Consider the following 24837-nt stretch of genomic DNA (forward strand, 5'->3'; position numbering starts at 1 on the left):
CCCCAAAATCCGGTTAGCGTGCACGTTCAAGCACGGCGTTGTAGCGGTAATGCGCCTGATAGAAATCCTCGGGCATCAGTTCGATACGTGTGCGCCAGCCGCTTCGGGCGGCGAGCGCTTCAAGTTGCGCGGGCGAGCGCCACTTGCCAATCTGCGACGCTGGATCGTCGAGTTCTCGGCTGAAATCCTTGCCGTCTGGGAAGAACAGATGCGCGCGGTCGCGATCCGGCAAATTGCCGAGAAAGACAGTCGTGATGCCCGTGAAGCGGTTCGACAGTCCAGTCAGTAACGCTTCCGCCTGGTCATCGCTCAAATAGGACAGCATTGCGTAGCACAGCGCCTTGGTAAAGCGCGCGGGGAGACTTTCAGCGCTGAGATACGCCATCGCGTCGCCTGCGACGAAAGCAAAGCCAGCCCGCTGAAACTTGCGCTGCGCCACCGAAATCAGATAGTCCGAAAAATCCACGCCGACAAATTCGCTGCACCCGTCAAACAGGAACTGCGAAAGCGCACCGTTGCCGCAACCCAGTTCCAACAGTCGGTCTTCGCCTGTCAGAGCGAGTCCGGAGCGAATCGAATCGACGATCATCTGGATCTGGTCGTCTGATACCGGCTTTCCGTAAACCGTGCGCCGCACTTGTCCCCAAAGGTCGTCGGGAGGCAGGGTCTTCGGATACTCCTTGTAGTCGGATTTCGGGTATTCCATTCGTGCAAGCCATTCAGGAAGGAGTATTACGCGAGTTAGTGCCGAACGATCGATGCGTATCGAATGGCGCTCGCAGCACAAACTCACTGCTGAGCGCCGCAAACACAGATCGCCGCGCCGGAATTTCAATGGTCTCAAGCATAGCGGCGATCGCCGGGCGGCAATCAGGTGAAAAGAATCGGGTTTCGGTGCCATTTCGGCACGAACGCTTGTTGCATGGCGCACTGCCGGAGGCATCGCGCTAAAACCTTTACCGGCGGTTCTACACGCGGCATGAACTACGCGATGCAAGCACGCTCGGTAGATCGCGCGAACGGAAAGCAGAGATAGAGGGCTTGGGGGGAATGGATGAAGCGACGGATCAATTGCTGATCACGTCCCCACAGATATGGCGCGCCCGGCTGGGATCGAACCAGCAACCCCTGCCTTCGGAGGGCAGTACTCTATCCATTGAGCTACGGGCGCATTCGGCAAAAAGCGCTGCAAAATCACGCAGTTGATGCGAGTTATGGCGCTAAAGCGAGACCGAGAGCATACCCGGTTTCGGACGGCCCGTCCACCGGAGCGGGCGTGCGCAGGGCCTAAAGCGCCGCCGAACGGCTCATGACAGCCCGCCGGCCCCAGCCAGCCACGCATTAAACGCCGCCCAATCGCTCAAAGTGTTCGCGTAAACGCCTACTGAAGACCTCCCGGGCCCGCTCGCCGACGCCGAAACCTTCCGTCTATAATCGTCCGTGGCTGATCAAGAACAAAGTTGTTGCCGTCGCGCTGTACCGCTCACAATACCCACGGGAGACGAGACAAGCATGAGCGAAGCACCACACGGAGCCCCGATCAAAACCCCCGGACAGCTGATCGCCGCAGTCATCGCTGGTTTTGCTGTCCCCATCGTCATCATCGTCCTGCTCGCTTATTACGTCGACAACTCGACCCGCACGGGCGCGGGCACCGACGGTCTGTCCGACGCCGCAGTCGACGCGCGCACCGCGCCCCTCGCCAAAGTCGACATCCGCGACGCCAACGCGCCACGCGTCTACAAGACGGGCGAGGAAGTCTACAAAGCCGTGTGTTCCGCGTGTCACGCGGCGGGCGCGGCGGGCGCGCCGAAATTCACCAACACGGCCGACTGGGCGCCGCGCATCGCCGAAGGTTTCGACACGCTCTGGCACAACGCGCTAGTGGGCAAGGGCGCGATGCCCGCGCGCGGCGGCACGAGCCCTGACGACTACAGCGACTACGAAATCGGCCTCGCCGTCGCGTACATGGCGAACAACGCGGGCGCGAAGTTCGCAGATCCGCCGAAGCCTGTGCCGGGCCAGCCAGCCGCAGGTCCGGCGGGCGCTTCGGGTGCAGCAGCGGCTTCCGGCGCCGAAGCGGCATCAGGCGCAGCCGCAGCAGGCGCGTCCGATGCAGCAGGCACGCAGGCCGCCGCCGCGATGGCCGCCATGGCCAATGTTCCGCAGAACGCGGCGCCCGCATCGGGCGCGACGCAGAGCGCGGACGCATCGCAGGCGGGCAAGGCGCTGTATCAGCAGGTCTGCCAGGCCTGTCACGCGGCGGGCGTGCTGAACGCGCCGAAGTTCGGCGACAAGGAAGCCTGGGCGCCGCGCCTGAAGGAGCCGATGGAAACCGTCTACAACTACGCGCTGCACGGCAAGGGCGCGATGCCCCCGAAAGGCGGATCGAGCGCGTCGGACGCCGACGTGAAGGCCGCCGTCGATTACATGGTCAACGCGTCGAAATAAGCAGCGCGCATCCATCGTTCAACGCGCAAACAAAAAATCCCCGCCTTGAGCGGGGATTTTTTATGCCTTCAGCATGAACACACAGCGCGCGTTCGCGCCAGTCAGGCCTTCTGCAACAGCGCCTTGAGACTCGCCAGGCGATCCTTCGGCGACATCGGCGCTTCTTCCGGTGTCGGCGGCGGCGCTTCGTCGAGACCCATCTCGGGGATAAACCGCGACGGCTCGCACACCACCGTCTCACGCGCCCGCTTGCGCTTCTTGCACCAGTTCAGATGCAAGCTGCGCTGCGCACGCGTGATCGCGACATACATCAGCCGCCGCTCTTCCTCGATGCGCTCGTCGTCGATCGGGCCGTCGTCTTCCGTGCCGCCGCGATGCGGCATGATGCCCTCCTCGACGCCAACCAGAAATACATGCGGATATTCCAGCCCCTTCGACGCATGCACCGTCGACAACCGCACCGCATCGGGGTCTTCGTCCTTGCCTTCGAGCATCGACATCAACGCAACCGTCTGAATCAGTCCGAGCAGATTCTTGCCAGTGTCGGCCAGACCATCGGCGTTGTCGTAGCCGGTCTGCTCCGCGCCCGCTGCCGGCTCAGGCTTCGTGCCCTTGCGCTTCAGCCACTCCAGGAACTCCAGCACGTTTTGCCATTTCGACTGAGCCTGGCGCTCGTCGAATGCGTCGTACAGATAGGCTTCGTAGTGGATCGCTTCCATCATGTCGTCGAGCACGGACGTCGCCGCATCCTTGTCGGCCCGGTCTCGCAGACGCTGCATGAAATCGCAGAACACGCGCAACGGCTCGACCTGGCGCGCCGACAATCGCGCCTCGATGCCGCCCATGTAGACGGCCTCGAACAGCGACACCTTTGCCTGCCCCGCGAACGCGCCGAGCGCTTCGAGCGTGGTATTGCCGACGCCCCGGCGCGGCGTCGTGATCGCGCGGATGAACGCGGGATCGTCGTCGGCATTGGCGATCAGGCGCAGGTACGCGCAAATGTCCTTGATCTCGGCCTTGTCGAAGAACGACTGGCCACCCGACAGCACATACGGAATCCGCTCGCGGCGCAACACCTGTTCGAAGATGCGCGCCTGGAAGTTGCCGCGATAGAGGATCGCGTAATCGCGAAACTGCGCGCGTCGCTCGAACTTGTGCGCCGACAGCCGGAACACGACCGACTCCGCTTCATGCTCCTCGTCGTTGCACCCGGTGACGGTGATCGAGTCGCCCATGCCGTGTTCGGACCACAGCTTCTTCTCGAACAACTTCGGATTGTTCGCGATCACGTTGTTCGCGGCCGTGAGGATGCGGACCGTCGAGCGGTAGTTCTGCTCGAGCTTGATGACGTGCAGCTTCGGAAAATCCTTGCCGAGCTGCGCGAGGTTTTCGAGCGTCGCGCCGCGCCAACCGTAGATGGCCTGATCGTCGTCGCCGACGGCCGTGAACGCGGCGCGCGGCCCGGCCAGCAATTTCACCAGCTCGTACTGACACGCGTTGGTGTCCTGATACTCGTCGATCAGCAGATAGCGCAGCTTGTTCTGCCAGCGGTCGCGCACCTGCTCGTTGTTCTTGAACAGCTCGGCGGGCAGGCGGATCAGATCGTCGAAATCGACGGCCTGATAGGCGTGCAGCGTCGCGACGTAGTTGCGATAGACGATCGCCGCCTGATGCTCGTCTTCATTCGAGGCGATCGCCATTGCTTCGTCCGGCATGATGAGGCCGTTCTTCCACAGCGAGATGATCGTCTGGATCTTGCGGATGAAGCCCTTGTCCGTCGAGCCAACCTGCTCCTGGATCATGCCGAAGCAGTCGTCGGAATCCATGATCGAGAACTGCGGCTTCAGGCCGACGTGCTCCGCCTCCTGACGCAGAATCTGCACGCCGAGCGAATGAAACGTGGACACCGTCAGCTGGTTGACGGGCACCTTGCGGCCTTCCTTGCCGGGCGTCGTGAGCGTCTTGCCTTCGAGCAGCTTGCTCACGCGCTCGCGCATTTCCGCAGCGGCCTTGTTCGTGAAGGTGACGGCGGCGATATGGCGCGGCTCGAAGCCCTTGTTTTCGATCAGATGCGCGATCTTCTGCGTGATCACGCGCGTCTTGCCGCTGCCCGCGCCCGCGAGCACGAGACACGGACCGTCGAGATAGCGCACCGCTTCGCTTTGGGCGGAATTCAGGCCTGCGGACATCGTGTGTGGATGAGTAAGGGATTGAGGGCGCTTCGTTACGAACGGCCCGAGAACATCCAGCGCGACGGCGCTTGCGACGCGTCGGATCAGGTGGCCGCGCGGCGCGCCGCCAACCCGCCGCCGATGCGCCACGCAATTGATTCCATGCGCTTTTTGCCGTTCGCGTGAGAACCGCGATGTTAACACGAATGCCCTTTCCGATGCCTCGGCTTATACCTTTCGGACGGCATCCTCCCGGCGCGCGCCGCCCGATGCGCCACGATGCGCTGCGCAGCTATGCCAAAATTGCGACGTTGTGCGCCGCCCCCGCGGCGCGCCGGTTTTGCAGGGAACACGCATGTCTTCATCGCTGAGAATTGGCTTGATGGGCTACGGCTTTGCCGGCGCCACATTTCACGCGCCGGTGATCGAACACTGCTCGCGGGCGAGCGTCGCCGCGATCGCCACGGGCCAGCCGGACAAGGCGCGCGCCGATTATCCGAACGCAACGATCGTCGCCGATATCGACGCGCTGCTCGCGCTGCCGGACATCGAATGCGTCGTCATCGCGACACCGAACGACACGCACTTCGACCTTGCGCGCCGCACGCTCGAAGCGGGCAAGCATGTCGTCGTCGACAAACCCGTCACGCTCTCCGCCGCCGATGCCCGCACGCTCGCGGATCTCGCGCAAAGCAAGGGGCTGGTATTCGCGCCGTTCCACAACCGTCGCTGGGACGGCGACTTCATGACCGTGCGCGAACTGATCGCGAGCGGCGAACTCGGCCGCATCACGCATTTCGAATCGCACTTCGACCGCTTTCGACCGGGCATCCGGCAACGCTGGCGCGAAGAAGCATCGCGTGGCGGCGGCCTGCTGTTCGATCTCGGCCCGCACCTGATCGACCAGGCGTTGACGCTGTTCGGCGCGCCCGAAACGGTCTATGCAACGGTGAAGGCGTATCGCGACAACGCGAGCGCGCCGGACTACGTGCATCTGCTGCTTGGCTACGCGAATCACGAGGTGGTGCTGCACGCTAGCGCGCTGACGGCGATCGTCGCGCCGCGTTATACGATCCACGGCACGCGCGGCAGTTATGTGAAATACGGACTGGACACGCAGGAAGATCAGCTGAAGGCGGGCTTGCGTCCGGGCGACGCCGGTTTCGGCGGCGGCAATGACGCTGGCACGTTGCGCGTGCTCGAAGGCGAACAGGAAGTGCAGCGCGAACTGCCGACGCGCGACGGCGCGTACGTCGAGTTCTACCGCGCGCTGGCGGCGTCGATTCGTGATGGCGCGCCGTTCCCGGTCAGCGCGGCTGACGCGGTGGACGTGATGGCCATCATCGAACTGGCGGATCGCAGTGAGAAGGAAGGGGCGAGGCTGGCGTTCAGGCGCGAGGCGTAGCAGTCGGGGGGCGGCGATTTCGCTGCCACCCGTCAGGTATGGGCCTTCGTGGCCCTCCCGCATCCATGTGGATCAAACAGAAAGAAAGGAAGGAATATGCAGCATATCGTCCGCGCGCTGGGCTGTTTCGCGTTGGTTTCGTCGCTCGCCGCGTGCGTGGTCTCCCCGTCGCAGCAGCTCGCCGAGCCGTCTCGCGCGCCGAATCCACATGAAATGGCCGTGCATCGCCTCGAACAGGTCGACGGCCGCATCGACAACATGGGCCGCAGCATCGATGCGCGCGTGAATCAGGGTCACTTTCCGCCGCCCGACGGCGCCGCGCTGCACCGCCGGCTCGACACGATCCGCCACGAAGCGCACGACATGGCCGGACAGCACGGCGGCGGCCTCACGGGCGACGAGCAGCGCGTGCTGAATCAGGAACTGGACACGGCGTCGGCGGCCATCAACCGCTGATCGCACTTCGGCGCGAGCGGGATCAGGGCCCCGTTATCGTGGCCACGACGCGCTCGCGCAACTGAGACCACACGGTCATGTACTCGGCGCGTCCGCTTCCGACGGCAGCGCGCTTGAGTGCATCCAGCATCACGAGTTCCTGCGCGACCTTTCCTGAACCCGGATACACCAGCGGCAGTTGTAGGGGATTGAACGATGCCACCTGCCAGTGCTTCTCGGTTGCGAGCAACAACGATACGAGCCGCTCTATCAGGAACGTTTTCACGGGCGTATCGCCCATTGCGTGGCGGCCCGACGCGTTGAGCGCCTTGCCGAGCGGTGTACTGTTCGATTCCGCGATCCCGAACACGATCTCCGCCTGGCCCAGCCAGTGCCGCCAGAAGCGCGGCTTCGCGACGAAGTAGTTGCAATACACGCTGTTCGACGAATCCATGATGAGCGTGCTCAGTTCGATGCCCGGCTTTAACAGTCGCACGATTTCATCGAACGGCCCCCATGCGTTCGGATGTCCCTGCGCGCCCTGTAGAAAGACGTTCGTAAACAATGCACCCGCATCGAAGAAGGGTGAGAACGACACGATATCCGTCGATTCCGGTACCGTGGCAAGAAACGCATGAACGTCGCTTGCTTCGAGATTCGTCTTGACGGCGAACTTGGGCGACAGGAAACCGTAGAATGCCGTGTCGTCCAGCGTCTGCTCTTGCAGAAAGCGGCGGATTGGCCAGTACTCGCGCCAGTCGGGCCGCTGTCCGACGTTGTCGAGCGGAATGAAACCTTCGTCCAGGCCGCTGCGCGTCTGATCCGAATAGTAGATCTGGTAAATGTGCGCCTTGGTCATCGATTGGATGGTGATGGGTGGACACGAGTGGCCGCATGCAGCCGTTTTGCAAGTATCCGGGGCAATCCGGCAAGCCAATTACTCGATCAGCCGGTAGATCCGGCACCAGTTCGGTCGATCGCGCCCCATGTCAGACCGCAACGCGCAGCCCGGGTTTTTTTGACTGTGCGAGGGGTTGCGCCGCCCGCCGAGCCGCCTTCCCAAAAGGTCCCTCGCCCCGATTTGACATCCCTCCGGCCCTCGCGTACATTCGCCGCACGCGTCGGGAGAGCGCGCCGTCCGCTGTCGTTTTCAGAACGCCCAGCAGCCAGCGCCGCCGAAGGGGCACACCCGCAAACTCTCAGGCAAAAGGACCGACCGCGTCGAAAAACCCGCTCGTCATCCGGTCATCACGACCTCATTCGAATGAGCGCCCGTTTTTCGCACTCTGGAGAGCGGCAGTAGCGCCCGTGCACTAACCCGCACGCGCAGGCTGCCCACCGAAGGGGCGCGCGCCAGCCCATCAGCACTCGCTGACGGCAGCGCAATCTCTCAGGTATCGAGGACAGAGGGGGCATGCAGTTATCGCTCGTTGGCCCGAGATGGGATCAGGCCGCGAGGGGTTTCGCCGCATGGCCTTTCCTGTTTAGCGACGCCCCGAGGCCCCGATGACCGAACTCAAACACACCCCGCTCCACGCCACGCACCGTGCGCTCAATGCCCGCATGGTCGATTTCGGCGGGTGGGACATGCCCGTCAACTACGGCTCGCAGATCGAAGAACATCGCGCCGTGCGCACCGACGCCGGCATGTTCGACGTATCCCACATGTGCGTCGTCGATTTCACGGGCGAGCGTGTGCGCGCGTTCTTCGAGCACGCGCTGGCGAACAACGTCGGCAAGCTGCAAACCCCGGGCAAGGCGCTCTACTCCTGTCTGCTCAACCCCGAAGGCGGCGTGATCGACGATCTGATCGTCTATTACTTCGGCGAAGATCATTTCCGCGTCGTCGTGAATGCCGGTACGGCCGAGAAAGACGTCGCGTGGTTCAACAAGCTCAATGACGAACAAGGCTTCGGCCTGACCATCAAGCCGCGCCGCGACTACGCAATCGTCGCCGTGCAAGGCCCGAATGCGCGCGAAAAAGTCTGGGCGACCGTGCCCCACGCGCGCGCCGCCAGCGAAGCCCTCAAGCCGTTCAACGCCGCGCGCGTCACCGATACGCCGTTTGGCGAACTTACCGTCGCGCGCACCGGCTACACGGGCGAAGACGGTTTCGAAATCATCGTTCCCGCCGATCACGTCGAAGCGCTGTGGAACGCGCTGCAGGCACAGGGCGTGCGCCCGGCCGGTCTCGGCGCGCGCGACACGCTGCGCCTCGAAGCCGGCATGAACCTGTACGGCCAGGACATGGACGACAACGTGTCACCCCTCGACGCCGGCCTCGCATGGACGGTCGACCTGTCCGCGCCGCGCGATTTCATCGGCCGCGCGAAGCTCGAAGCGGACGGTTCGAAGTCGTCGTTTGTCGGCCTGATCCTGCACAAGGACAACGGCAAGGCAGCGGGCGTGCTGCGCGCGCATCAGAAGGTCGTCACGCCTCAAGGCGACGGCGAAATCACCAGCGGCACGTTCTCGCCGACCATGCAGGAATCGATTGCGTTTGCGCGCGTGCCGAAGGGCGTGCAGCCGGGCGATGTCGTCCACGTTCAGATCCGTGACAAGGCACTTCCCGCCAGCGTGGTTAAACTGCCATTCGTGCGCAACGGCAAAGTGCTCGTCGGCTGATCGGTCACACGATGAGCGTCACGAGACAGACACCGGACAGACACGAAAACGTCGCGTGCGTCCCACCATTTAAATCAACCGAATTACCGCATAGGAGCATCCGATGAGCATCCCGGCCGATCTGAAATACACCGAATCGCACGAATGGGTCCGCACCGAGGCGGACGGCACGCTGACGGTCGGCATCACCGACCACGCGCAGGAAGCACTCGGCGACATCGTCTTCTTCGAAGTGCAGCAGCTGGGCCAGACCGTCTCGGCAGGCGATACCGTCGCCGTCATCGAATCGGTGAAGGCCGCCTCCGATATCTACGCACCGGTTTCGGGCGAGATCATCGAGGCGAACCAGAACGTCGCCGATACGCCCGACGCCGTGAACAGCGCGCCGTACGACAACTGGCTGTTCAAGATCAAGCCGGCAGCGGGCGCGTCGGAAGACCGTCTGATGGACGCCGCCGCGTACGGCAAGTCGATCGGCGAATAAGCCACTTACTCACGACCGGCGCGGCGTTCGCAATGACAGACGCAAGCCGCGCCAGCAGGAACATTCCATGAAGCTCGAACACCCGGATCGTCTGATGAACCGCACTCCTCTCTCGCTCGCCGCGCTCGAAGTGCATGACGCCTTCGCCGAACGGCACATCGGCCCGGACACGGCCGATCAGCAGTCGATGCTCGAAGCCCTCGGCTTTGCATCGCGCGCCGCGTTGATGGACGCGGTGATTCCGAAGGCGATTCGCCGCCAGGACGCGCTGCCGCTCGGCCCCTTCGCCCAGCCGAAGAGCGAAGCCGAAGCGCTCGCCGCGCTGCGCGAACTCGCGGACAAGAACCAGGTGTTCCGCTCGTATATCGGCCAGGGCTACTACAACGCGCACACGCCTGCCGTCATCCTGCGCAACGTGCTCGAGAATCCGGCGTGGTACACGGCCTACACGCCGTATCAGCCGGAAATCTCGCAGGGCCGTCTCGAAGCGCTGCTGAACTATCAGCAGATGATCGTCGACCTGACGGGCCTCGCAATTTCGAACGCGTCGTTGCTCGACGAATCGACGGCCGCCGCCGAAGCGATGACGCTGCTGCAACGCGTGGGCAAGCCCAAGTCGAACATTTTCTATGTGGCAGACGACGTGCTGCCGCAAACCATCGAAGTCGTGAAGACGCGCGCGAAGCCCGTCGGCATCGAAGTGAAGGTCGGCCCGGCTGCCGATGCGGCGGGCTCGAATGCGTTCGGCGTGCTGCTGCAATATCCGGGCGTGAACGGCGATGTGCACGACTACCGCGCGCTCGCTGAAGCGATCCACGCAGCGGGCGGCCATGTCGTCGCCGCCGCCGACCTGCTCGCGCTGACCATGTTGACGCCGCCGGGCGAATGGGGCGCGGACGTGGCCGTCGGCAACTCGCAGCGCTTTGGCGTGCCGGTTGGCTTCGGCGGCCCGCACGCGGCGTATCTCGCCGTGCGCGACGAATTTAAACGTCAGATGCCGGGCCGTCTGGTCGGCGTCACCGTCGATGCACAAGGCAATCCCGCGCTGCGTCTCGCGCTGCAAACGCGCGAACAGCACATCCGCCGCGAAAAGGCGACGTCGAATGTCTGCACGGCGCAGGCGCTGCTCGCGATCATGGCCAGCATGTACGCGGTCTATCACGGCCCACGTGGACTGAAGATGATCGCCCAACGCGTGAACCGCATCGCCGCGCTGCTCGCGGAAGGCGCGAAGCAACTCGGCTATACGCTCGTCAACGAATCGTTCTTCGACACGCTCACCTTCGAAACGGGCGCGCGCACGCAAGCACTGCACGACGCCGCGACGGCGAAGGGCATCAACCTGCGCCACGTGAGCGACACGCGCGTCGGTCTGTCGCTCGACGAAACGACCACGCGCGCCGATCTCGCCGATCTGCTCGCCGCGTTCGCGCAAGCTGCATTCGTCGAAGCCGTGCCGCAAATCGACGAACTCGATGCAAAGCTCGGCGCGTCGAACACCTTCCCGGCAGCGCTCGAACGCGAAAGCGCGTATCTGACGCACCACGTGTTCAACCGTCACCATTCGGAAACGGAAATGCTGCGCTATCTGCGCAGCCTGTCGGACAAGGATCTCGCGCTCGACCGCTCGATGATCCCGCTCGGCTCGTGCACGATGAAGCTGAACGCGACGTCGGAAATGCTGCCCGTCACGTGGCCCGAGTTCGGCCAGATTCACCCGTTCGCGCCCGCGGAGCAAACCGTCGGCTACCGCGAAATGATCGATCAGCTCGAACAGATGCTGGTCGCCGCAACCGGCTACGCGGCCGTGTCGCTGCAACCGAACGCGGGCTCGCAAGGCGAGTACGCGGGTCTGCTGATCATCCACGCGTATCACGAATCGCGCGGCGAAGGTCATCGCAACGTGTGCCTGATTCCCGCTTCGGCGCACGGCACGAACCCGGCGTCGGCGCAGATGGCGGGCATGCAGGTCGTCGTCGTTGCTTGCGACGCGCAAGGTAACGTCGATATCGAAGACCTGACGAAGAAGGCCGAACAGCATTCGGCCAAGCTCGCAGCCATCATGATCACGTATCCGTCGACGCACGGCGTGTTCGAGCAGAACGTCCGCGAAGTTTGCGAGATCGTGCACGCACACGGCGGCCAGGTTTATGTGGACGGCGCGAACATGAACGCGATGGTCGGCCTCGCGGCGCCGGGTCAGTTCGGCGGCGATGTCTCGCACCTGAACCTGCACAAGACGTTCTGCATTCCGCACGGCGGCGGCGGTCCGGGCGTCGGCCCTGTCGCCGTCGGCGCGCATCTGGCCAAGTTCCTGCCGAATCAAACCTCGACGGGCTATGAGCGCGACGCAAGCGGCATCGGTGCTGTCTCCGCTGCGCCGTATGGCTCGGCGTCGATCCTGCCCATCTCGTGGATGTACATCGCGATGATGGGGGCGAAGAATCTGACGGCTGCCACCGAAACCGCAATCCTCAACGCGAACTACGTCGCGAAGAAGCTCGCGCCGCATTACCCGGTGCTGTATTCGGGCCCGGGCGGACTGGTCGCGCACGAGTGCATTCTGGATCTGCGTCCCATCAAGGAAACGAGCGGCATTTCCGTCGACGATGTCGCAAAGCGTCTGATGGATTACGGCTTCCACGCGCCGACGATGAGCTTCCCGGTGCCGGGCACGCTGATGGTCGAGCCGACCGAATCGGAATCGAAGGAAGAGCTGGATCGCTTCATCGAAGCGATGATCGCGATTCGCAACGAAATCCGCGACGTCGAGGAAGGCCGCAGCGATCGCGAAGACAATCCGCTGAAGCACGCGCCGCATACGGCAGCGGTCGTCGTCGCGAACGAATGGCAGCATGGCTATGCGCGCGAAACGGCAGCGTATCCGTTGCCGTCGCTTGTCGCGAAGAAGTACTGGCCGCCGGTTGGCCGCGCCGACAACGTGTACGGCGATCGCAACCTGTTCTGCTCGTGCGTGCCTGTGGCTGATTACGAGTAAATGCGAAGTATTGAAGTGGTGTAAACCGTGCGCCGGCCGATCTCGACCGGCGCACGGTTCTGCCGGCAGTCCTGTTACTCCGCGCGTCAAACCGTTACCATCTCACACCGAATCAGCCCAACGAAGGAGTTTCGCATGGTGCGACAGGTGCGAATGATGCAACCAACGACACACCGTACGCGTGCGCCGCAACAACCCTCTCCTGCCTTCCCGCTCACCGCGCTATTGATCGCGGCCGTCGCGTTCTGCGCCCAGAACGCCCACGCCGCCATGAACCTCTGCGCCGCCCCCGCGCTGCAAACCAGCGAGCGCACCAATTCCGACCCGGGCGTCAAGGCTTTGGTGAGCAATGTCCAGGCGCATCTGAACGAACCGGCGCACGCGGTGCGCCAGTTGCATACGGAAGGCACGCTGCCTCACGAGGGCATCTACGACCAGAGCAAGGAAGCGGAGAAAGATCTCGACCTGTTGCGCGATGCAGCCCTCGCGTGGCGCGCCACCAGCGACGACCGCTACCTGAAGCTGGTCGACCGCCTGCTGTACGCATGGGTCACGACCTACCAGCCGTCGTTCAATCCGATCGACGAAACGCCTTTCGAAGGGCTGATCCTCGCGTACGACATGACAGCGAGCGCCCTGCCCGTGAAGACGCGCAATGCCACGATGACCTTCCTCGCGAAGCTCGCGAACGGCTACATCGCGCAGATCGACGGGCAACCGCGGCCGCTGACGGGCACCTTCCGTAACAATTGGCAAAGCCATCGCGTGAAGCTGATCGCAATGGCGGCCTTCACGCTCGACAACCGCAAGATGATCGAGGCAGCGCAGCGCCTGTACGTCGAGCACGTCAACGACAACATCGCGCCTGACGGCACGACCGTCGATTTCGGTGAGCGCGATGCGCTGCACTATGTGACGTACGATCTTCAGCCGCTGGTGACGGCGGCGCTCGCCGCGCGCCGCCACAACCGCAACTGGCTCAACGAGCGCGCGCCGAGCGGCGCGACGCTTGCGGCCGCGCTGAACTGGCTCACGCCGTATGCAACGGGCGCGAAGACGCACGACGAATTCGTGCATTCGAGCGTGCCTTTCGATACAAAGCGCCGCGAGGCCGGTTTGCCCGGCTATAGTGGACAGTGGGACCCGAAGAATGCGGCCGAGCTGTATCACCTCGCCGCGCGGCTCGACGGACGCTACACGCCCGTCGCGCTGAAACTGGCACCGACGCCGCCCGCGTGGCTCGCCGTGTGTCTGCCGTTGCCGGCGCGTTGATCACGCGCGACACATTTCGCTGCCGCGCTACCCGCGCAGCGCAGCACAAACGAATTTCCAGCTAGCAGGAGCAGTGATGGCAGTCAGCGTTTTCGATCTCTTCAAAATCGGCATTGGCCCGTCGAGTTCGCACACGGTCGGTCCCATGCGCGCAGCGCTGATGTTCGCGCAAGGGCTCGAGCGCGACGGGCTGCTCGACAACACGGCATCGGTGAAGGTCGATTTGTATGGTTCGCTCGGTGCGACGGGCAAAGGCCACGGCACCGATCGCGGCGTGATGCTCGGCCTGCTCGGCGACGCGCCCGATACCGTCGATCCCGACACGATCGCGGCCCGCCTCGAACAGGTCCGCACATCACGCACACTTGCGCTGCTCGGCAAGCACGTCATTCCGTTCGTGCAGAAGGACCACATTTCGTTTTACCGCCAGGCCCTGCCCGAACATCCGAACGGCCTTAAGCTGCGCGCTTTCGATGCAAACGGCGAGACGCTGCGCGAATCGACGTATCTGTCGGTTGGCGGCGGCTTTGTCGTGACGGCGGGCGCGCCGAATACGAAGGTGCTCGCCGCTGTCGAACAGTTGCCACATCCGTTCCGCAGCGGTGCCGATTTGCTGGAGATGTGCAAAACGACGGGCAAGAGCATCGCGCAACTGATGTGGGACAACGAGCGCGCCTGGCATACGGACGAAGAAACGCGCACCGGCCTGCTGAAGATCTGGGACGTGATGCAATCCTGCGTCGCGCGCGGCTGCGGCATCAACAATCCCGACGCCGACGGCAATCTGCCCGGCCCGTTCCAGGTGAAGCGGCGCGCGCCGCAACTGTATCGCGCGCTGACGGGCAATCCGGAGCGTGCGTTGCAAGATCCGCTGTCGATGGTCGACTGGATCAATCTGTACGCGATCGCCGTCAACGAAGAAAACGCGGCGGGCGGCCGCGTGGTCACCGCGCCGACCAACGGCGCAGCGGGCATCATCCCCGCTGTGCTGCATTACTACACGCGCTTCATGCCGAACTCGAACCAGCAAGGCGTGTTCGATTTCCTGATGACGGCGGCCGCGATCGGCATTCTGTACAAGCTGAACGCGTCGATCTCCGGCGCGGAAGTCGGCTGCCAGGGCGAAGTGGGCGTCGCATGCTCGATGGCGGCGGGCGCGCTCGCGGCCGTGATGGGCGGCACGCCATTGCAAGTGGAAAATGCCGCCGAAATCGGCATGGAACACAATCTCGGCCTCACGTGCGACCCGGTCGGCGGCATGGTGCAGATTCCTTGCATCGAGCGCAACGCGATGGCGTCGGTGAAGGCGGTGAACGCCGCGCGCATGGCGCTACGCGGCGACGGCAGTCACTATGTGTCGCTCGATTCCGTCATCAAGACGATGCGCGAAACGGGCGCCGACATGAAGACCAAGTACAAGGAAACGTCGCGCGGCGGGCTGGCGGTGAACATCATCGAATGTTGATGCCGCTTTTACCAATGACATCCGCGAGGGTCTCGGCGTAAGCTGTCGAAGCTCTTCTGACTGGAGGTGTCTTCGCAATGTCGCTGTCTTCCGATGCTTCAAATATGACTACCGGCGCGCGGCTCATGGTCGACGCGCTGTTGACGCATGGCGTCGAGCGCGTGTTCTGCGTGCCCGGCGAGAGTTTTCTGGCAGTACTCGATTCGCTGCACGACGAAACGTCGCAAATTCAGACGGTTGTGTGCCGCCACGAAGCGGCCGCCGCCAACATGGCGGAAGCCGTCGGCAAGCTGACGGGCCGGCCGGGCATTGCAATCGTCACGCGCGGCCCGGGCGCGACGCATGCGTCGATTGGCGTGCACACCGCGTTTCAGGACTCCACGCCGATGATCCTGCTGATCGGCCAATGCGCGCGCGAGCATCTGGACCGCGAGGCGTTCCAGGAAATCGACTATCGGCGCATGTTCGGCCAGATGGCGAAGTGGGTCGCGCAGATCGACGACGCGCGCCGTATTCCCGAATACATGAGCCACGCGTTCCACACGGCGACGTCGGGCCGTCCGGGTCCCGTGGTGCTGTCGCTGCCGGAAGACATGTTGAGCGACGCATGCGCCGCAATGACGGGCGCGCCCGCCTATCAGCGCGTGGCAGCAGCGCCCGCGCCGCAGCAAATCGAGCGTTTGCGCGGCCTGCTAGAAGGCGCAAAGAAACCGATGGTGATCGCAGGCGGCAGCGGCTGGACGCCGCAAGCGTGCGAAGACTTGCGCACGTTCATCGAAAACTGGCAACTCCCGGTCGGCCTCGCTTTCCGCTTCCAGGACACGCTCGACAACGAGCACCCGAACTATGCGGGCGACGTCGGTCTCGGCATCAATCCGGCGCTCGCCAAGCGCATCCAGGACGCCGACGTCCTGCTCGCGCTCGGTCCACGTCTGGGCGAAGCAACGACCAACGGCTACACGCTCTTCGACATCCCGAAGACGAAGCAGACGCTGATCCACGTCCACCAGGGTGCGGAAGAACTGGGCCGCGTCTACTCAGCTGACCTGCCGATCGTCTCCGGCATGCCGGAAATCGCGTCGATGCTGGCGCAACTGAAGCCGTCGACGAAACCCGCATGGGAAGGCACGGCAAAAGAAGCGCACGACGCGTATCTCGAATGGCGCAAGCCGCGCAAGATTCCGGGCGACGTGCAGCTTGGCGAAATCATGTTGCAACTGCGCGAGCACTTGCCGAAGGACGCGATCCTGACGAATGGCGCGGGCAACTACGCGACGTGGCTGCACCGGCACTTCGCGTACCGTCACTTCCGTTCGCAGCTTGCGCCGACGAGCGGTGCGATGGGCTATGGCGTGCCGGCGGCGATTGCGGCGAAGTCGCTGTATCCGGATCGCGCGGTGGTGGCGTTTGCGGGCGACGGCTGTTTCATGATGTCGTCATCGGAAATCGCGACGGCGATGCAATACGATCTGCCGGTGATTTTCATCGTCGTGAACAACAGCCAGTACGGCACGATCCGCATGCACCAGGAGCGGCACTATCCGAACCGCGTGCATGGAACGGGATTGACGAACCCTGACTTCGCGGCGTTCGCGAAGTCGTTCGGCGCGCACGGCGAAACGGTGGAGCGCACGGAAGACTTCATGCCGGCGTTCAAACGCGCGCAGGAATCGAAGAGACCGGCGGTGATCGAAATTCGCCTGCTTCAGGAAGCGAGCACACCGGGCGCGACGTTGGAGCAGGTGCGCGAGCAGGGGAAGAAGCTACGCGGAGAATAGCCAGAAGCACGGCGGCCTCAAGCGCTATGCAGCGGGAGCCCCAGGCCGTTGAGGGCCCGTGGGCAAACGTCAAGCGGCTCGGTTTGAGCCGCTTTCTTTTGCCTACTTTTCTTTGCGGCGGCAAAGAAAAGTAGGTGTCGCCCCGCACAGGGGCGACGCCTGAAGTACGAAAGCAAAACGCGGATGCCAGCGACAAGCGCAAAAAACACAAAAGCCTCGCAGAGCAAAAAACCCTACGAGGCTTCGAAAAAATCAGCAACGCCCAGCTAATCACCAAGCGCCGCAAAGGCAAAAACCTTACTTGCCACCCACGCTCTGCAGCGTCGTCCACTTCCCATCAACGACCTTATACAGCGTGATACCACCGTTCTTCAGATCGCCCTTCGCGTCATAGGCGAGATCCTTGGTCGTAACAGCAGGCATGCTGGTCTTGGCCAGCACCGGCAGGTACTTCGCCGGGTCCGTCGAGTTCGCCTTCTTCATGGCATCGAACATGGCCATTGCGCCGTCATAAGCGTAAGGCGAGTACGTCTGAACGTCTTCATTGAAACGCTTCTTGTACTTTGCAACATAGTCCTTGCCGCCCGGCATTTCTTCCAGCGGCAGACCAGCCAGCGAAGCCACCGTACCGTTAGCCGCATCGCCTGCGACCTGCAGGAACGTCGGCGTATGAACCATTTCGCCGCCCATCAGCGGAGCCTTGATGCCCAGCGTCTTCATCTGCTTGACCATCGGCGCAGCCTGCGAATCGGCGCCGCCGTAATAGATCAGATCCGGCTGGACCGACTTCAGCTTCGTCAGGATCGACTTGAAGTCGACGGCCTTGTCGTTCGTGAACTCACGATCGACGATCGTGCCGCCCGCAGCCTTCGCTGCCTTCTCGAACTGATCCGCGAGACCCTGGCCGTAAGCCGTGCGGTCATCGACGATCGCGATCTTCTTCATGCCCAGGGTCTTCACAGCGAACGTGCCCGCGACGGAGCCTTGCTGCGTGTCCGAGGTCATCATGCGGAACGTCGTCTTGAAGCCTTGCTGCGTGTATTCCGGTGCCGTCGCCATCGCGATCTGCGGAATGCCCGCGTTCGCGTAGATGCGCGATGCCGGGATCGTCGTGCCCGAGTTGAAGTGGCCGAGCATGCCCTTGATGTTGTCGTCGACGAGCTTCTGCGCGACCGTCGTGCCCGTGCGCGGGTCAGCCTGGTCGTCGGCCGTGTCCAGCACGAAGCGAACCTGCTTGCCGCCGATCACCGGCTTCGTCGCGTTCATGTCTTCGACTGCGAGCGTGATGCCGTTCTGGAAGTCCTTGCCGTAGTGCGCCTGCGCGCCCGTCATCGGGCCAGCGAAACCGATCTTCACGTCTTCGACCTGCTGTGCGTGCGCAGTCCCCGCCAGCGACATGGCAGCGAACAGCGTCGCGCCTGCCAGCTTTTTCATCGTGTGTTGCATAGCTTCTCCTTGGTACCAGGTGTGGACGGCGCGGTGATCGGGGTCGCCGTCTCGCGCCATTTTTTGAATCGATCGAGCAAGGTTCGCTCAGCCGATCGTCATCAAATTCGCATTACCGCCTGCTGCTGCCGTATTCACGCTCACCGAACGCTCCGTCAACAGACGTTCGAGTGCGTAATCCTCATCGCCGCTTTCCAGCGCCCGCGCCGCGACGCCCTGGACCGACACGATCGGACCCGCGCGCTTGGCGATGTCCTTCACGAGCGTCAGCAGCTCGTCGCTGTCTCCTTCGAAGAGCACGGCATCGAACGATGCTTCCGCATTCTTCTTCACGCTCGCGTACTGCTTCAGTGGCGCCGGCAGCGCAGCATACAGCTGCTCGCCCGCTGCACCTTCGAACAGCGCCTTGTTGCCCGTCGCCAGCGCCGCCGCGAACTGCACGCGCGCGCCGCTTGCCGTCGACGCAACGCACAGCACCGTGCCGCGCGCGCCGAGCGTGTACGTGTTGCGCTCGCCCGTCGGACCGGGCAGCACAGCCGTCGCGCCCGCCGGAATGTTCGCCAGATAGCCGTCGCAACGCGCGGCCAGCACCGGCTGGCGTTCCGCGATCAGCCAGTCGCGCAGCGACGCCAGCGCCGCGGCAGGATTATCGCTCGCCGCGTTGCCATTCTGTGCGCCGTTTTGAGCACCATTCGATGCGCGTTGCGAACCGTCAACCATCAGCGTCTGCGCGAGCGACTTCGGCAGGCCAGCGGGCCGCGTCGCAAGCAGACGCTGCAGATACAGCGCGCCGCCCGCCTTCGGACCCGTACCCGACAACCCTTCGCCGCCGAACGGCTGCACGCCGACCACGGCGCCGATCACGTTACGATTCACGTAGATGTTGCCCACTTGCGCGCGGCTGATCACATGCGCGATGGTTTCATCGATACGCGTATGGATGCCGAGCGTCAGCCCATAACCGGTCGCGCGGATCTGCTCGAGCAGTTTGTCCAGCGCGCTGCGGCGATAACGCACCACGTGCAGCACCGGGCCGAATACTTCGCGCTTCAGTTCGTCGATGCTGTCGAGTTCGATCAGCGTCGGCGGAACGAAGGTGCCAGCGTTGCAACCATCCGGCATCGGCAATTGCGTGACCTTGCGGCCCTTTTCGCGCATCGATGCGATGTGCGCGTCGATACTGCGCTTTGCGTCCGCGTCGATCACAGGACCGACGTCAGCCGATAGCCGGTCCGGGTTGCCGACCGCCAGTTCCTTCATCGCGCCCGTCAGCATTTCGAGCGTGCGGTCCGCCACGTCGTCCTGCAGACAGAGAACGCGCAGCGCCGAACAACGTTGACCAGCCGAATCGAACGACGACTGCAGCACGTCCGCCACGACCTGTTCCGCCAGCGCCGACGAATCGACGATCATCGCGTTCTGCCCGCCCGTTTCGGCGATCAGCGGAATCGGCTTGCCTTCGGGGTCGAGACGGTTCGACAGCGTCTTGTTGATCAGCCGCGCGACTTCCGTCGAGCCGGTGAACATCACGGCGCGCGTGCGCGCATCGGCGACCAGAGCGGCGCCGACCGTTTCGCCGTCGCCCGGCAGCAGTTGCACCGCGCCTGCCGGCACGCCCGCTTCGCGCAGAATGCGCACGGCTTGCGCGGCGATCAGCGGCGTCTGTTCAGCGGGCTTCGCAAGCACGGTATTGCCTGCGGCGAGCGCAGCGGCCACCTGGCCCATGAAAATCGCCAACGGGAAATTCCACGGGCTGATACACACCACGGGACCCAGCGGACGATGCGTGTCGTTGGAGAACTCGTCGCGGATCTGCGTCGAGTAATAACGCAGGAAGTCGATGGCTTCGCGGATTTCGGCAACAGCGTTCGGCAGCGACTTGCCCGCTTCGCGCACCACGAGGCCCATCAGCGTATGCATCTGCGCTTCGAGCAGATCGGCGGCACGCGCGAGGCAATCGGCGCGCGCTTCGACGGGCGTCGCCTGCCAGATCGGCGCGGCGGCGACCGCGTGCGAGAGCGCAGCGCTCACATGTTCCGGCGTCGCTTCGACAACGGTGCCGACGAGGTCGCGATGGTCCGACGGATTGCGCACATCGCGCGCATTGCCGACGGCGATCTCGTTGTCTTCGAGCATCGGCGCCGCACGCCACGGATGATTCGCGCTCGCCAGCAGTGCCGACGACAGCGACGCGAGACGATGCTCGTTCGACAGATCGAGGCCCATCGAATTGGTACGCTCCGCACCAAACAGATTGCGCGGCAGCGGAATTTTCGCGTGCGGCGCGCCGAGCGGCACGACCTTCGAGGCTTCTTCCACCGGATCGGCAACGAGGTCCTTGATGGCCACGCTTTCATCGGCGATACGGTTCACGAACGACGTATTCGCGCCGTTTTCCAGCAAGCGGCGCACGAGATACGCGAGCAGCGTTTCGTGTGTGCCCACGGGCGCATACACGCGGCACGGACGGTTCAGCTTGTCGCGGCCCGTGACTTCTTCGTACAGCGGCTCGCCCATGCCGTGCAGGCACTGGAACTCGTACTGGCCAGGATAGTAGTTCTGGCCCGCGAGGTGATAGATCGCGGACAGCGTATGCGCGTTGTGCGTCGCGAACTGCGGATAGACGGCATCCGGCGCGCCGAGCAGTTTCTTCGCGCACGCGAGGTACGACACGTCCGTATAGATCTTGCGCGTGTACACCGGATAGCCTTCGAGGCCATCCACCTGCGCGCGCTTGATTTCCGTATCCCAGTACGCGCCCTTCACGAGGCGCACCATGATGCGGTGACGGCTGCGGCGCGCGAGATCGACGATGTAGTCGATCACGAACGGGCAACGCTTCTGATATGCCTGCACGACGAAGCCGATACCGTTCCAGCCTTGCAGTTCGGGATCGAAGCACAACGCTTCGAGCAGATCGAGTGAGATTTCGAGGCGGTCCGCTTCTTCGGCATCGATATTCAGGCCGATGTCGTAGCGGCGCGCGAGAATGGCGAGCGAGCGCACGCGCGGCAGCAACTCAGTCATCGTGCGCTCGTGCTGCGAGCGCGAATAGCGCGGATGCAGCGCCGACAGCTTGATCGAGATGCCCGGGCCTTCGTAGATACCGCGGCCGCCTGCCGCCTTGCCGATCGCGTGGATCGCCTGTTCGTACGACGCGTAGTAGCGCTGCGCGTCGGCTTCCGTCGTCGCGGCTTCGCCGAGCATGTCGTACGAGTAGCGGAAACCGCGCGCTTCGAACTTGCGGCTGTTCGCCAGCGCTTCCGAAATGTTTTCGCCCGTGACGAACTGCTCGCCCATCAGGCGCATCGCCATATCGACGCCCTTGCGGATCAGCGGCTCACCGCCCTTGCCGATCATGCGCGTGAGCGCCGACGACAGCCCCGTTTCGCTATTGGTCGTCACCAGCTTGCCGGTGATCATCAGGCCCCACGTCGCCGCGTTCACGAACAGCGACGGCGCATGGCCGACGTGCGAGCGCCAGTCGCCCTTGCTGATCTTGTCGCGGATCAGCGCGTCGCGGGTCGCGCGATCGGGAATGCGCAGCAGCGCTTCCGCGAGACACATCAGCGCGACGCCTTCCTGGCTCGACAGCGAAAACTCGTGGATCAATCCTTCGACGCCGCCGCCCTTGCTCTTGCCACGCAGCGTTTCGACCAGCTTGCCCGCCAGCGTTTGGACGTCAGTCGCGATATTCGCGGGCAGGCGCGCCTGGCCGAGCAGGAACGGCACGCACTCCGGCTCGGGACGGCGATACGCGGCCGTGATCGCCGCGCGCAGCACGGACTGCGGCTGCACGCTCTGCGCGAATTCGAGGAACGGATGCAACCCGTCGCTTTCGTCGGAATCGGCGGCACCGTCGGCCAGTTCGGTTGCGTGATGGTGGCCCGACAGTTCGGCGGGAAGCTGACCGTGTTCGATCTTCTCCAGGTACGCGAAGATCGCCTGCTTGATCAGCCAGTGCGGTGTGCGTTCGAGACGCGTGGCGGCATCTTTCAGCCGGGTACGCAACAGGTCGTCGACTTTGACGCCAAGGGTGGTGCTCGCCATGGTTCCTTCTTTATGCGCCGACGCACGCCGGCCAAAGACTAAAAAGTTGGCCGAATCGTACCCCTCCCAATAAAAAGGTGCAACCAGTTGCGAGAAACGGTTGCACCCTTCGGTGAGGCTTGTCGCACAAGGCTGAGCGCCGATCGTGCACCGCCGGGATGCATGCGATTGTGCTCGGTGTTTTCCCTGGATTGGTTTATTTTTCAGACAACCCTTATCGAAATGAAAACCGCGCCGTTATACCGGTCATGAGATGCGCAATGACGCACGGTACTGGGTTCGAAGTCTCGCGATACGGGGTGACCAAAATGGAAAAATGGCTGGTAGTGACGGGCGTCTGGATGCTGTTCGCCACGTGCATGGTGTTGTTCATCCGCGGCGCGACGGGCGGAGCGCGGCGTGAACTGGTGCCGATCGAAGTGCACGACGACGAGCGCGACGCGCAAGCGAAGTCGATTCGCGGCTAAACGCTTCGCGTGAGAGGCGCGCGACAAGCACGCGCCTCGATGACGCGGATGCCGTCAGCGGATTCGTGCGAACCGGCGGCAGCTGTCGCGCGGCGCGACGAGCTGGTCGTGAATGAGGCACAAGCGGCTGTCGGAAACACTGGCGCCGAAGCCCGAACCGAATACAGCGAGGCCCGGAATGCTCTGCTCAAGCGAATGCCGATCGTCGGCGCGAAACCGGCAATCCGCGCAGCACGGCCGGCGTTCGCCGGGCTGCGCGTCGACGGCGTCGTCGAGATCGGCGGGCGCGCTCACGAGCCCTGCCCCAAGCTATTCCAATACGGTGCGAACACGTGCGCGGACAGCGCGTAGCCGATGGCGATATTGACGGCGACGCCGACCGTGAAGGCGATAAACGGCTTGATGCCCGTGGCAGCCAGTGAACGCACGCGCGTCGTCAGTCCGATGCTGAAGAAGCAGAAGATGAACGCCCACGTGCGCAATGCGGTGATCGGCGCGACGAATTCCGGCGTCACCACCTTGCGGTAGTCAGCGAGCGAGTAATGGCTCGCGATCCACGTGACGAGCGCCGACGCGATCACGAAGCCGATCACGAACTTCGGAAAGCGCGCCCAGATTTCGCGCGCGTCGGCCTTTGCGGTCACGCCGTTTTCACTCGACTCCCAGCGCGTCGTCGCGACGATCGCGAGCAGGAACGCCCAGATGCCGATCCAGATGTCGCGGCCAACGACCTTCATCAGCGTGAACGCCTGAAGCGACGCTTCGGGCGACCCCGCAATCGCGCCACCCGCGTGCTTCGCGAAGTCGCCATAGGCCTGGGCGGCGGCGATGCCAGCCGCGTCGGCGAATTCCGAGGTGCCGATCCATGCGCCCGCGACGGCCGTCGACAGTCCGAGCGAGCGCGATGCGAACGGCAATACGAAGATCATCACGATCGCCCACAGGATGACCAGCGTGATCGCTACCGACGCATGCTCGCGTTTCGCGCGGACCGCGCCTGCAATGGCGATCGCCGCCGACACGCCACACACCGCGCCGCCGACGCCCAGCACCGCAGCGAAACGCTTGTCGAGCCCGAGCGCCTTCGCGGCGAAGAAGATCACGAAGAACGTGACGAGCGAAACAATGGTCGCCTGTCCGACGGCAACGGGGCCCGCCCAGACGAGCAGCGTGAACGGCAGCGTCGCGCCGAGCAGCACGATCCCCACCTTGATGTAAAACTCCACGCGCAATCCCGCCGAAAACCAGTCGGGCAGGCGGAACACATTCGAGATCAGCAAGCCAAGCGCAAGCGCGACGAGTGGCGGCTCGAGGTTGTACTTCGACGCATTGACCCACGCGCCGACTTCGAAAATCAGCACCGACACGGCGAACAGGATCGCGAACGACGCCAGGAAATGTGCGATGCGCTGCTTGAGCACGCTCAGGCTGATACCGAACAGCACCGCAAACACGATGAATAGCGCGATGTAGTTCGGCAGATGCCTGACCAGGTCCTTCGCGGCCGCGCCGGGATCGGTCCATTTCGCGGGCGCCGTCGCGAGCCACTTGATGCTGCTGCCCGACGCGAACAGCGCCCACGCAACGACGATCACCAGCAGGCCGACCCACACGGCCCACCAGTCTTCCGTCGAAAAAAGTCCGCCGCCACCTGTCGTGCTCGCCCGTCGCGAAGGCTGGGCGCCCGCCGGCAAGGTATGTCTCGTATCGCTCATTGCTGTGCCCCGATCAAAGTTGGCGGCGCACGCGCTATCGATTGTTGTGATTCATGCGCCGATCCGGCGAAATAT

At 63.7% G+C, this 24837-nt stretch carries 17 protein-coding genes, 1 tRNA gene and 2 riboswitches; of the genes, 10 read left to right on the forward strand and 8 right to left on the reverse strand.

Annotated elements, in window-relative coordinates; genetic code table 11:
• Nucleotides 1–13: 13 nt before the first annotated feature.
• Together KFO72_RS01450 and KFO72_RS01455 are read right to left on the reverse strand one after the other, a co-directional pair.
• Nucleotides 14–901 (reverse strand): class I SAM-dependent methyltransferase, encoded by an 888-nt coding sequence (locus tag KFO72_RS01450; protein ID WP_158512151.1) that lies wholly within the window; start codon nucleotides 899–901, stop codon nucleotides 14–16.
• 194 nt (nucleotides 902–1095) lie between these two features.
• Nucleotides 1096–1171 (reverse strand) — tRNA-Arg (locus KFO72_RS01455).
• 341 nt (nucleotides 1172–1512) lie between these two features.
• Between KFO72_RS01455 and KFO72_RS01460 the strand changes: the two genes are divergently transcribed.
• Entirely contained in the window at nucleotides 1513–2451 is a 939-nt protein-coding gene (locus KFO72_RS01460; protein ID WP_054929295.1) for a c-type cytochrome, read from the forward strand.
• Between the two features lie 101 nt (nucleotides 2452–2552).
• Here the strand turns inward: KFO72_RS01460 and KFO72_RS01465 are convergent, their stop codons facing one another.
• Complete coding sequence (locus tag KFO72_RS01465) at nucleotides 2553–4640, reverse strand: UvrD-helicase domain-containing protein (RefSeq protein WP_060599509.1); 2088 nt, start codon at nucleotides 4638–4640, stop codon at nucleotides 2553–2555.
• A 337-nt stretch (nucleotides 4641–4977) separates the two neighbouring features.
• On the opposite strand from KFO72_RS01465, the gene KFO72_RS01470 reads away from it, so the two are divergent.
• On the forward strand, nucleotides 4978–6027 hold the full coding sequence (locus KFO72_RS01470; RefSeq protein ID WP_060599508.1) for an oxidoreductase: 1050 nt from the start codon (nucleotides 4978–4980) through the stop codon (nucleotides 6025–6027).
• 96 nt (nucleotides 6028–6123) lie between these two features.
• Nucleotides 6124–6483 (forward strand): hypothetical protein, encoded by a 360-nt coding sequence (locus KFO72_RS01475; protein WP_060599507.1) that lies wholly within the window; start codon nucleotides 6124–6126, stop codon nucleotides 6481–6483.
• Nucleotides 6484–6505: 22 nt separating this feature from the next.
• On the opposite strand, the gene KFO72_RS01480 is transcribed toward KFO72_RS01475, so the two are convergent.
• The gene (locus tag KFO72_RS01480) at nucleotides 6506–7321 is read right to left on the reverse strand and encodes a hypothetical protein (protein ID WP_225031240.1); all 816 of its coding nucleotides are present in this window, start codon (nucleotides 7319–7321) and stop codon (nucleotides 6506–6508) included.
• A gap of 253 nt (nucleotides 7322–7574) precedes the next feature.
• Nucleotides 7575–7688: riboswitch (glycine riboswitch) on the forward strand.
• Nucleotides 7689–7738: 50 nt separating this feature from the next.
• Nucleotides 7739–7879: riboswitch (glycine riboswitch) on the forward strand.
• 89 nt (nucleotides 7880–7968) lie between these two features.
• Between KFO72_RS01480 and gcvT the strand changes: the two genes are divergently transcribed.
• The 6 genes from gcvT (at nucleotide 7969) to KFO72_RS01510 (ending at nucleotide 17084) form a co-directional block, all read left to right on the forward strand.
• Nucleotides 7969–9087, forward strand: coding sequence for a glycine cleavage system aminomethyltransferase GcvT (gene gcvT / locus KFO72_RS01485; protein ID WP_060599505.1), 1119 nt, complete (start codon nucleotides 7969–7971; stop codon nucleotides 9085–9087).
• A 103-nt stretch (nucleotides 9088–9190) separates the two neighbouring features.
• A complete protein-coding gene (gene gcvH, locus KFO72_RS01490; protein ID WP_054929301.1) occupies nucleotides 9191–9571 on the forward strand; it encodes a glycine cleavage system protein GcvH in 381 nt (126 codons plus the stop codon).
• Between the two features lie 67 nt (nucleotides 9572–9638).
• Nucleotides 9639–12569, forward strand: coding sequence for an aminomethyl-transferring glycine dehydrogenase (gene gcvP, locus KFO72_RS01495; protein WP_225031241.1), 2931 nt, complete (start codon nucleotides 9639–9641; stop codon nucleotides 12567–12569).
• A 135-nt stretch (nucleotides 12570–12704) separates the two neighbouring features.
• The gene (locus tag KFO72_RS01500; RefSeq protein ID WP_060599503.1) at nucleotides 12705–13841 is read left to right on the forward strand and encodes an alginate lyase family protein; all 1137 of its coding nucleotides are present in this window, start codon (nucleotides 12705–12707) and stop codon (nucleotides 13839–13841) included.
• Nucleotides 13842–13917: 76 nt separating this feature from the next.
• Nucleotides 13918–15306 carry an L-serine ammonia-lyase gene (locus KFO72_RS01505; RefSeq protein ID WP_176052123.1) on the forward strand — a complete coding sequence of 463 codons (1389 nt, stop codon included), beginning with the start codon at nucleotides 13918–13920 and terminating at the stop codon, nucleotides 15304–15306.
• A 77-nt stretch (nucleotides 15307–15383) separates the two neighbouring features.
• Nucleotides 15384–17084, forward strand: a complete 1701-nt coding sequence (locus tag KFO72_RS01510) for a thiamine pyrophosphate-binding protein (protein WP_225031242.1) — start codon at nucleotides 15384–15386, stop codon at nucleotides 17082–17084.
• Between the two features lie 297 nt (nucleotides 17085–17381).
• Here the strand turns inward: KFO72_RS01510 and KFO72_RS01515 are convergent, their stop codons facing one another.
• Nucleotides 17382–18530 carry a branched-chain amino acid ABC transporter substrate-binding protein gene (locus KFO72_RS01515; protein WP_054929306.1) on the reverse strand — a complete coding sequence of 383 codons (1149 nt, stop codon included), beginning with the start codon at nucleotides 18528–18530 and terminating at the stop codon, nucleotides 17382–17384.
• Nucleotides 18531–18617: 87 nt separating this feature from the next.
• Nucleotides 18618–22580 (reverse strand): trifunctional transcriptional regulator/proline dehydrogenase/L-glutamate gamma-semialdehyde dehydrogenase, encoded by a 3963-nt coding sequence (gene putA / locus KFO72_RS01520; RefSeq protein WP_225031243.1) that lies wholly within the window; start codon nucleotides 22578–22580, stop codon nucleotides 18618–18620.
• Between the two features lie 260 nt (nucleotides 22581–22840).
• On the opposite strand from putA, the gene KFO72_RS01525 reads away from it, so the two are divergent.
• Nucleotides 22841–23047, forward strand: coding sequence for a hypothetical protein (locus KFO72_RS01525; protein WP_054929355.1), 207 nt, complete (start codon nucleotides 22841–22843; stop codon nucleotides 23045–23047).
• A 54-nt stretch (nucleotides 23048–23101) separates the two neighbouring features.
• Here KFO72_RS01525 and KFO72_RS01530 read toward each other — a convergent pair whose 3' ends face one another.
• Both KFO72_RS01530 and KFO72_RS01535 read right to left on the reverse strand, forming a co-directional pair.
• Nucleotides 23102–23341, reverse strand: a complete 240-nt coding sequence (locus KFO72_RS01530) for a hypothetical protein (RefSeq protein ID WP_054929308.1) — start codon at nucleotides 23339–23341, stop codon at nucleotides 23102–23104.
• Nucleotides 23338–24762 carry a YeiH family protein gene (locus tag KFO72_RS01535; protein ID WP_225031244.1) on the reverse strand — a complete coding sequence of 475 codons (1425 nt, stop codon included), beginning with the start codon at nucleotides 24760–24762 and terminating at the stop codon, nucleotides 23338–23340. Before KFO72_RS01535 ends, KFO72_RS01530 begins: the two co-directional genes overlap by 4 nt.
• Nucleotides 24763–24837: the final 75 nt, after the last annotated feature.

Origin of the sequence: Paraburkholderia sp. XV, from assembly GCF_020177535.1 — a bacterium.
GTDB classification, from domain to species: domain Bacteria; phylum Pseudomonadota; class Gammaproteobacteria; order Burkholderiales; family Burkholderiaceae; genus Paraburkholderia; species Paraburkholderia caribensis.

What these genes read in the sequence shown, in the direction of transcription:
- KFO72_RS01515 (WP_054929306.1), bottom strand. Translation starts at nt 18,530, where the DNA reads ATGCAACACACGATGAAAAAGCTGGCAGGCGCGACGCTGTTCGCTGCC.
- gcvP (WP_225031241.1), top strand. Translation starts at nt 9,639, where the DNA reads ATGAAGCTCGAACACCCGGATCGTCTGATGAACCGCACTCCTCTCTCG.
- gcvH (WP_054929301.1), top strand. Translation starts at nt 9,191, where the DNA reads ATGAGCATCCCGGCCGATCTGAAATACACCGAATCGCACGAATGGGTC.
- KFO72_RS01525 (WP_054929355.1), top strand. Translation starts at nt 22,841, where the DNA reads ATGACGCACGGTACTGGGTTCGAAGTCTCGCGATACGGGGTGACCAAA.
- KFO72_RS01510 (WP_225031242.1), top strand. Translation starts at nt 15,384, where the DNA reads ATGTCGCTGTCTTCCGATGCTTCAAATATGACTACCGGCGCGCGGCTC.
- putA (WP_225031243.1), bottom strand. Translation starts at nt 22,580, where the DNA reads ATGGCGAGCACCACCCTTGGCGTCAAAGTCGACGACCTGTTGCGTACC.
- KFO72_RS01465 (WP_060599509.1), bottom strand. Translation starts at nt 4,640, where the DNA reads ATGTCCGCAGGCCTGAATTCCGCCCAAAGCGAAGCGGTGCGCTATCTC.
- KFO72_RS01450 (WP_158512151.1), bottom strand. Translation starts at nt 901, where the DNA reads ATGGCACCGAAACCCGATTCTTTTCACCTGATTGCCGCCCGGCGATCG.
- KFO72_RS01535 (WP_225031244.1), bottom strand. Translation starts at nt 24,762, where the DNA reads ATGAGCGATACGAGACATACCTTGCCGGCGGGCGCCCAGCCTTCGCGA.
- KFO72_RS01480 (WP_225031240.1), bottom strand. Translation starts at nt 7,321, where the DNA reads ATGACCAAGGCGCACATTTACCAGATCTACTATTCGGATCAGACGCGC.
- KFO72_RS01470 (WP_060599508.1), top strand. Translation starts at nt 4,978, where the DNA reads ATGTCTTCATCGCTGAGAATTGGCTTGATGGGCTACGGCTTTGCCGGC.
- KFO72_RS01505 (WP_176052123.1), top strand. Translation starts at nt 13,918, where the DNA reads ATGGCAGTCAGCGTTTTCGATCTCTTCAAAATCGGCATTGGCCCGTCG.
- KFO72_RS01460 (WP_054929295.1), top strand. Translation starts at nt 1,513, where the DNA reads ATGAGCGAAGCACCACACGGAGCCCCGATCAAAACCCCCGGACAGCTG.
- KFO72_RS01500 (WP_060599503.1), top strand. Translation starts at nt 12,705, where the DNA reads ATGGTGCGACAGGTGCGAATGATGCAACCAACGACACACCGTACGCGT.
- KFO72_RS01475 (WP_060599507.1), top strand. Translation starts at nt 6,124, where the DNA reads ATGCAGCATATCGTCCGCGCGCTGGGCTGTTTCGCGTTGGTTTCGTCG.
- gcvT (WP_060599505.1), top strand. Translation starts at nt 7,969, where the DNA reads ATGACCGAACTCAAACACACCCCGCTCCACGCCACGCACCGTGCGCTC.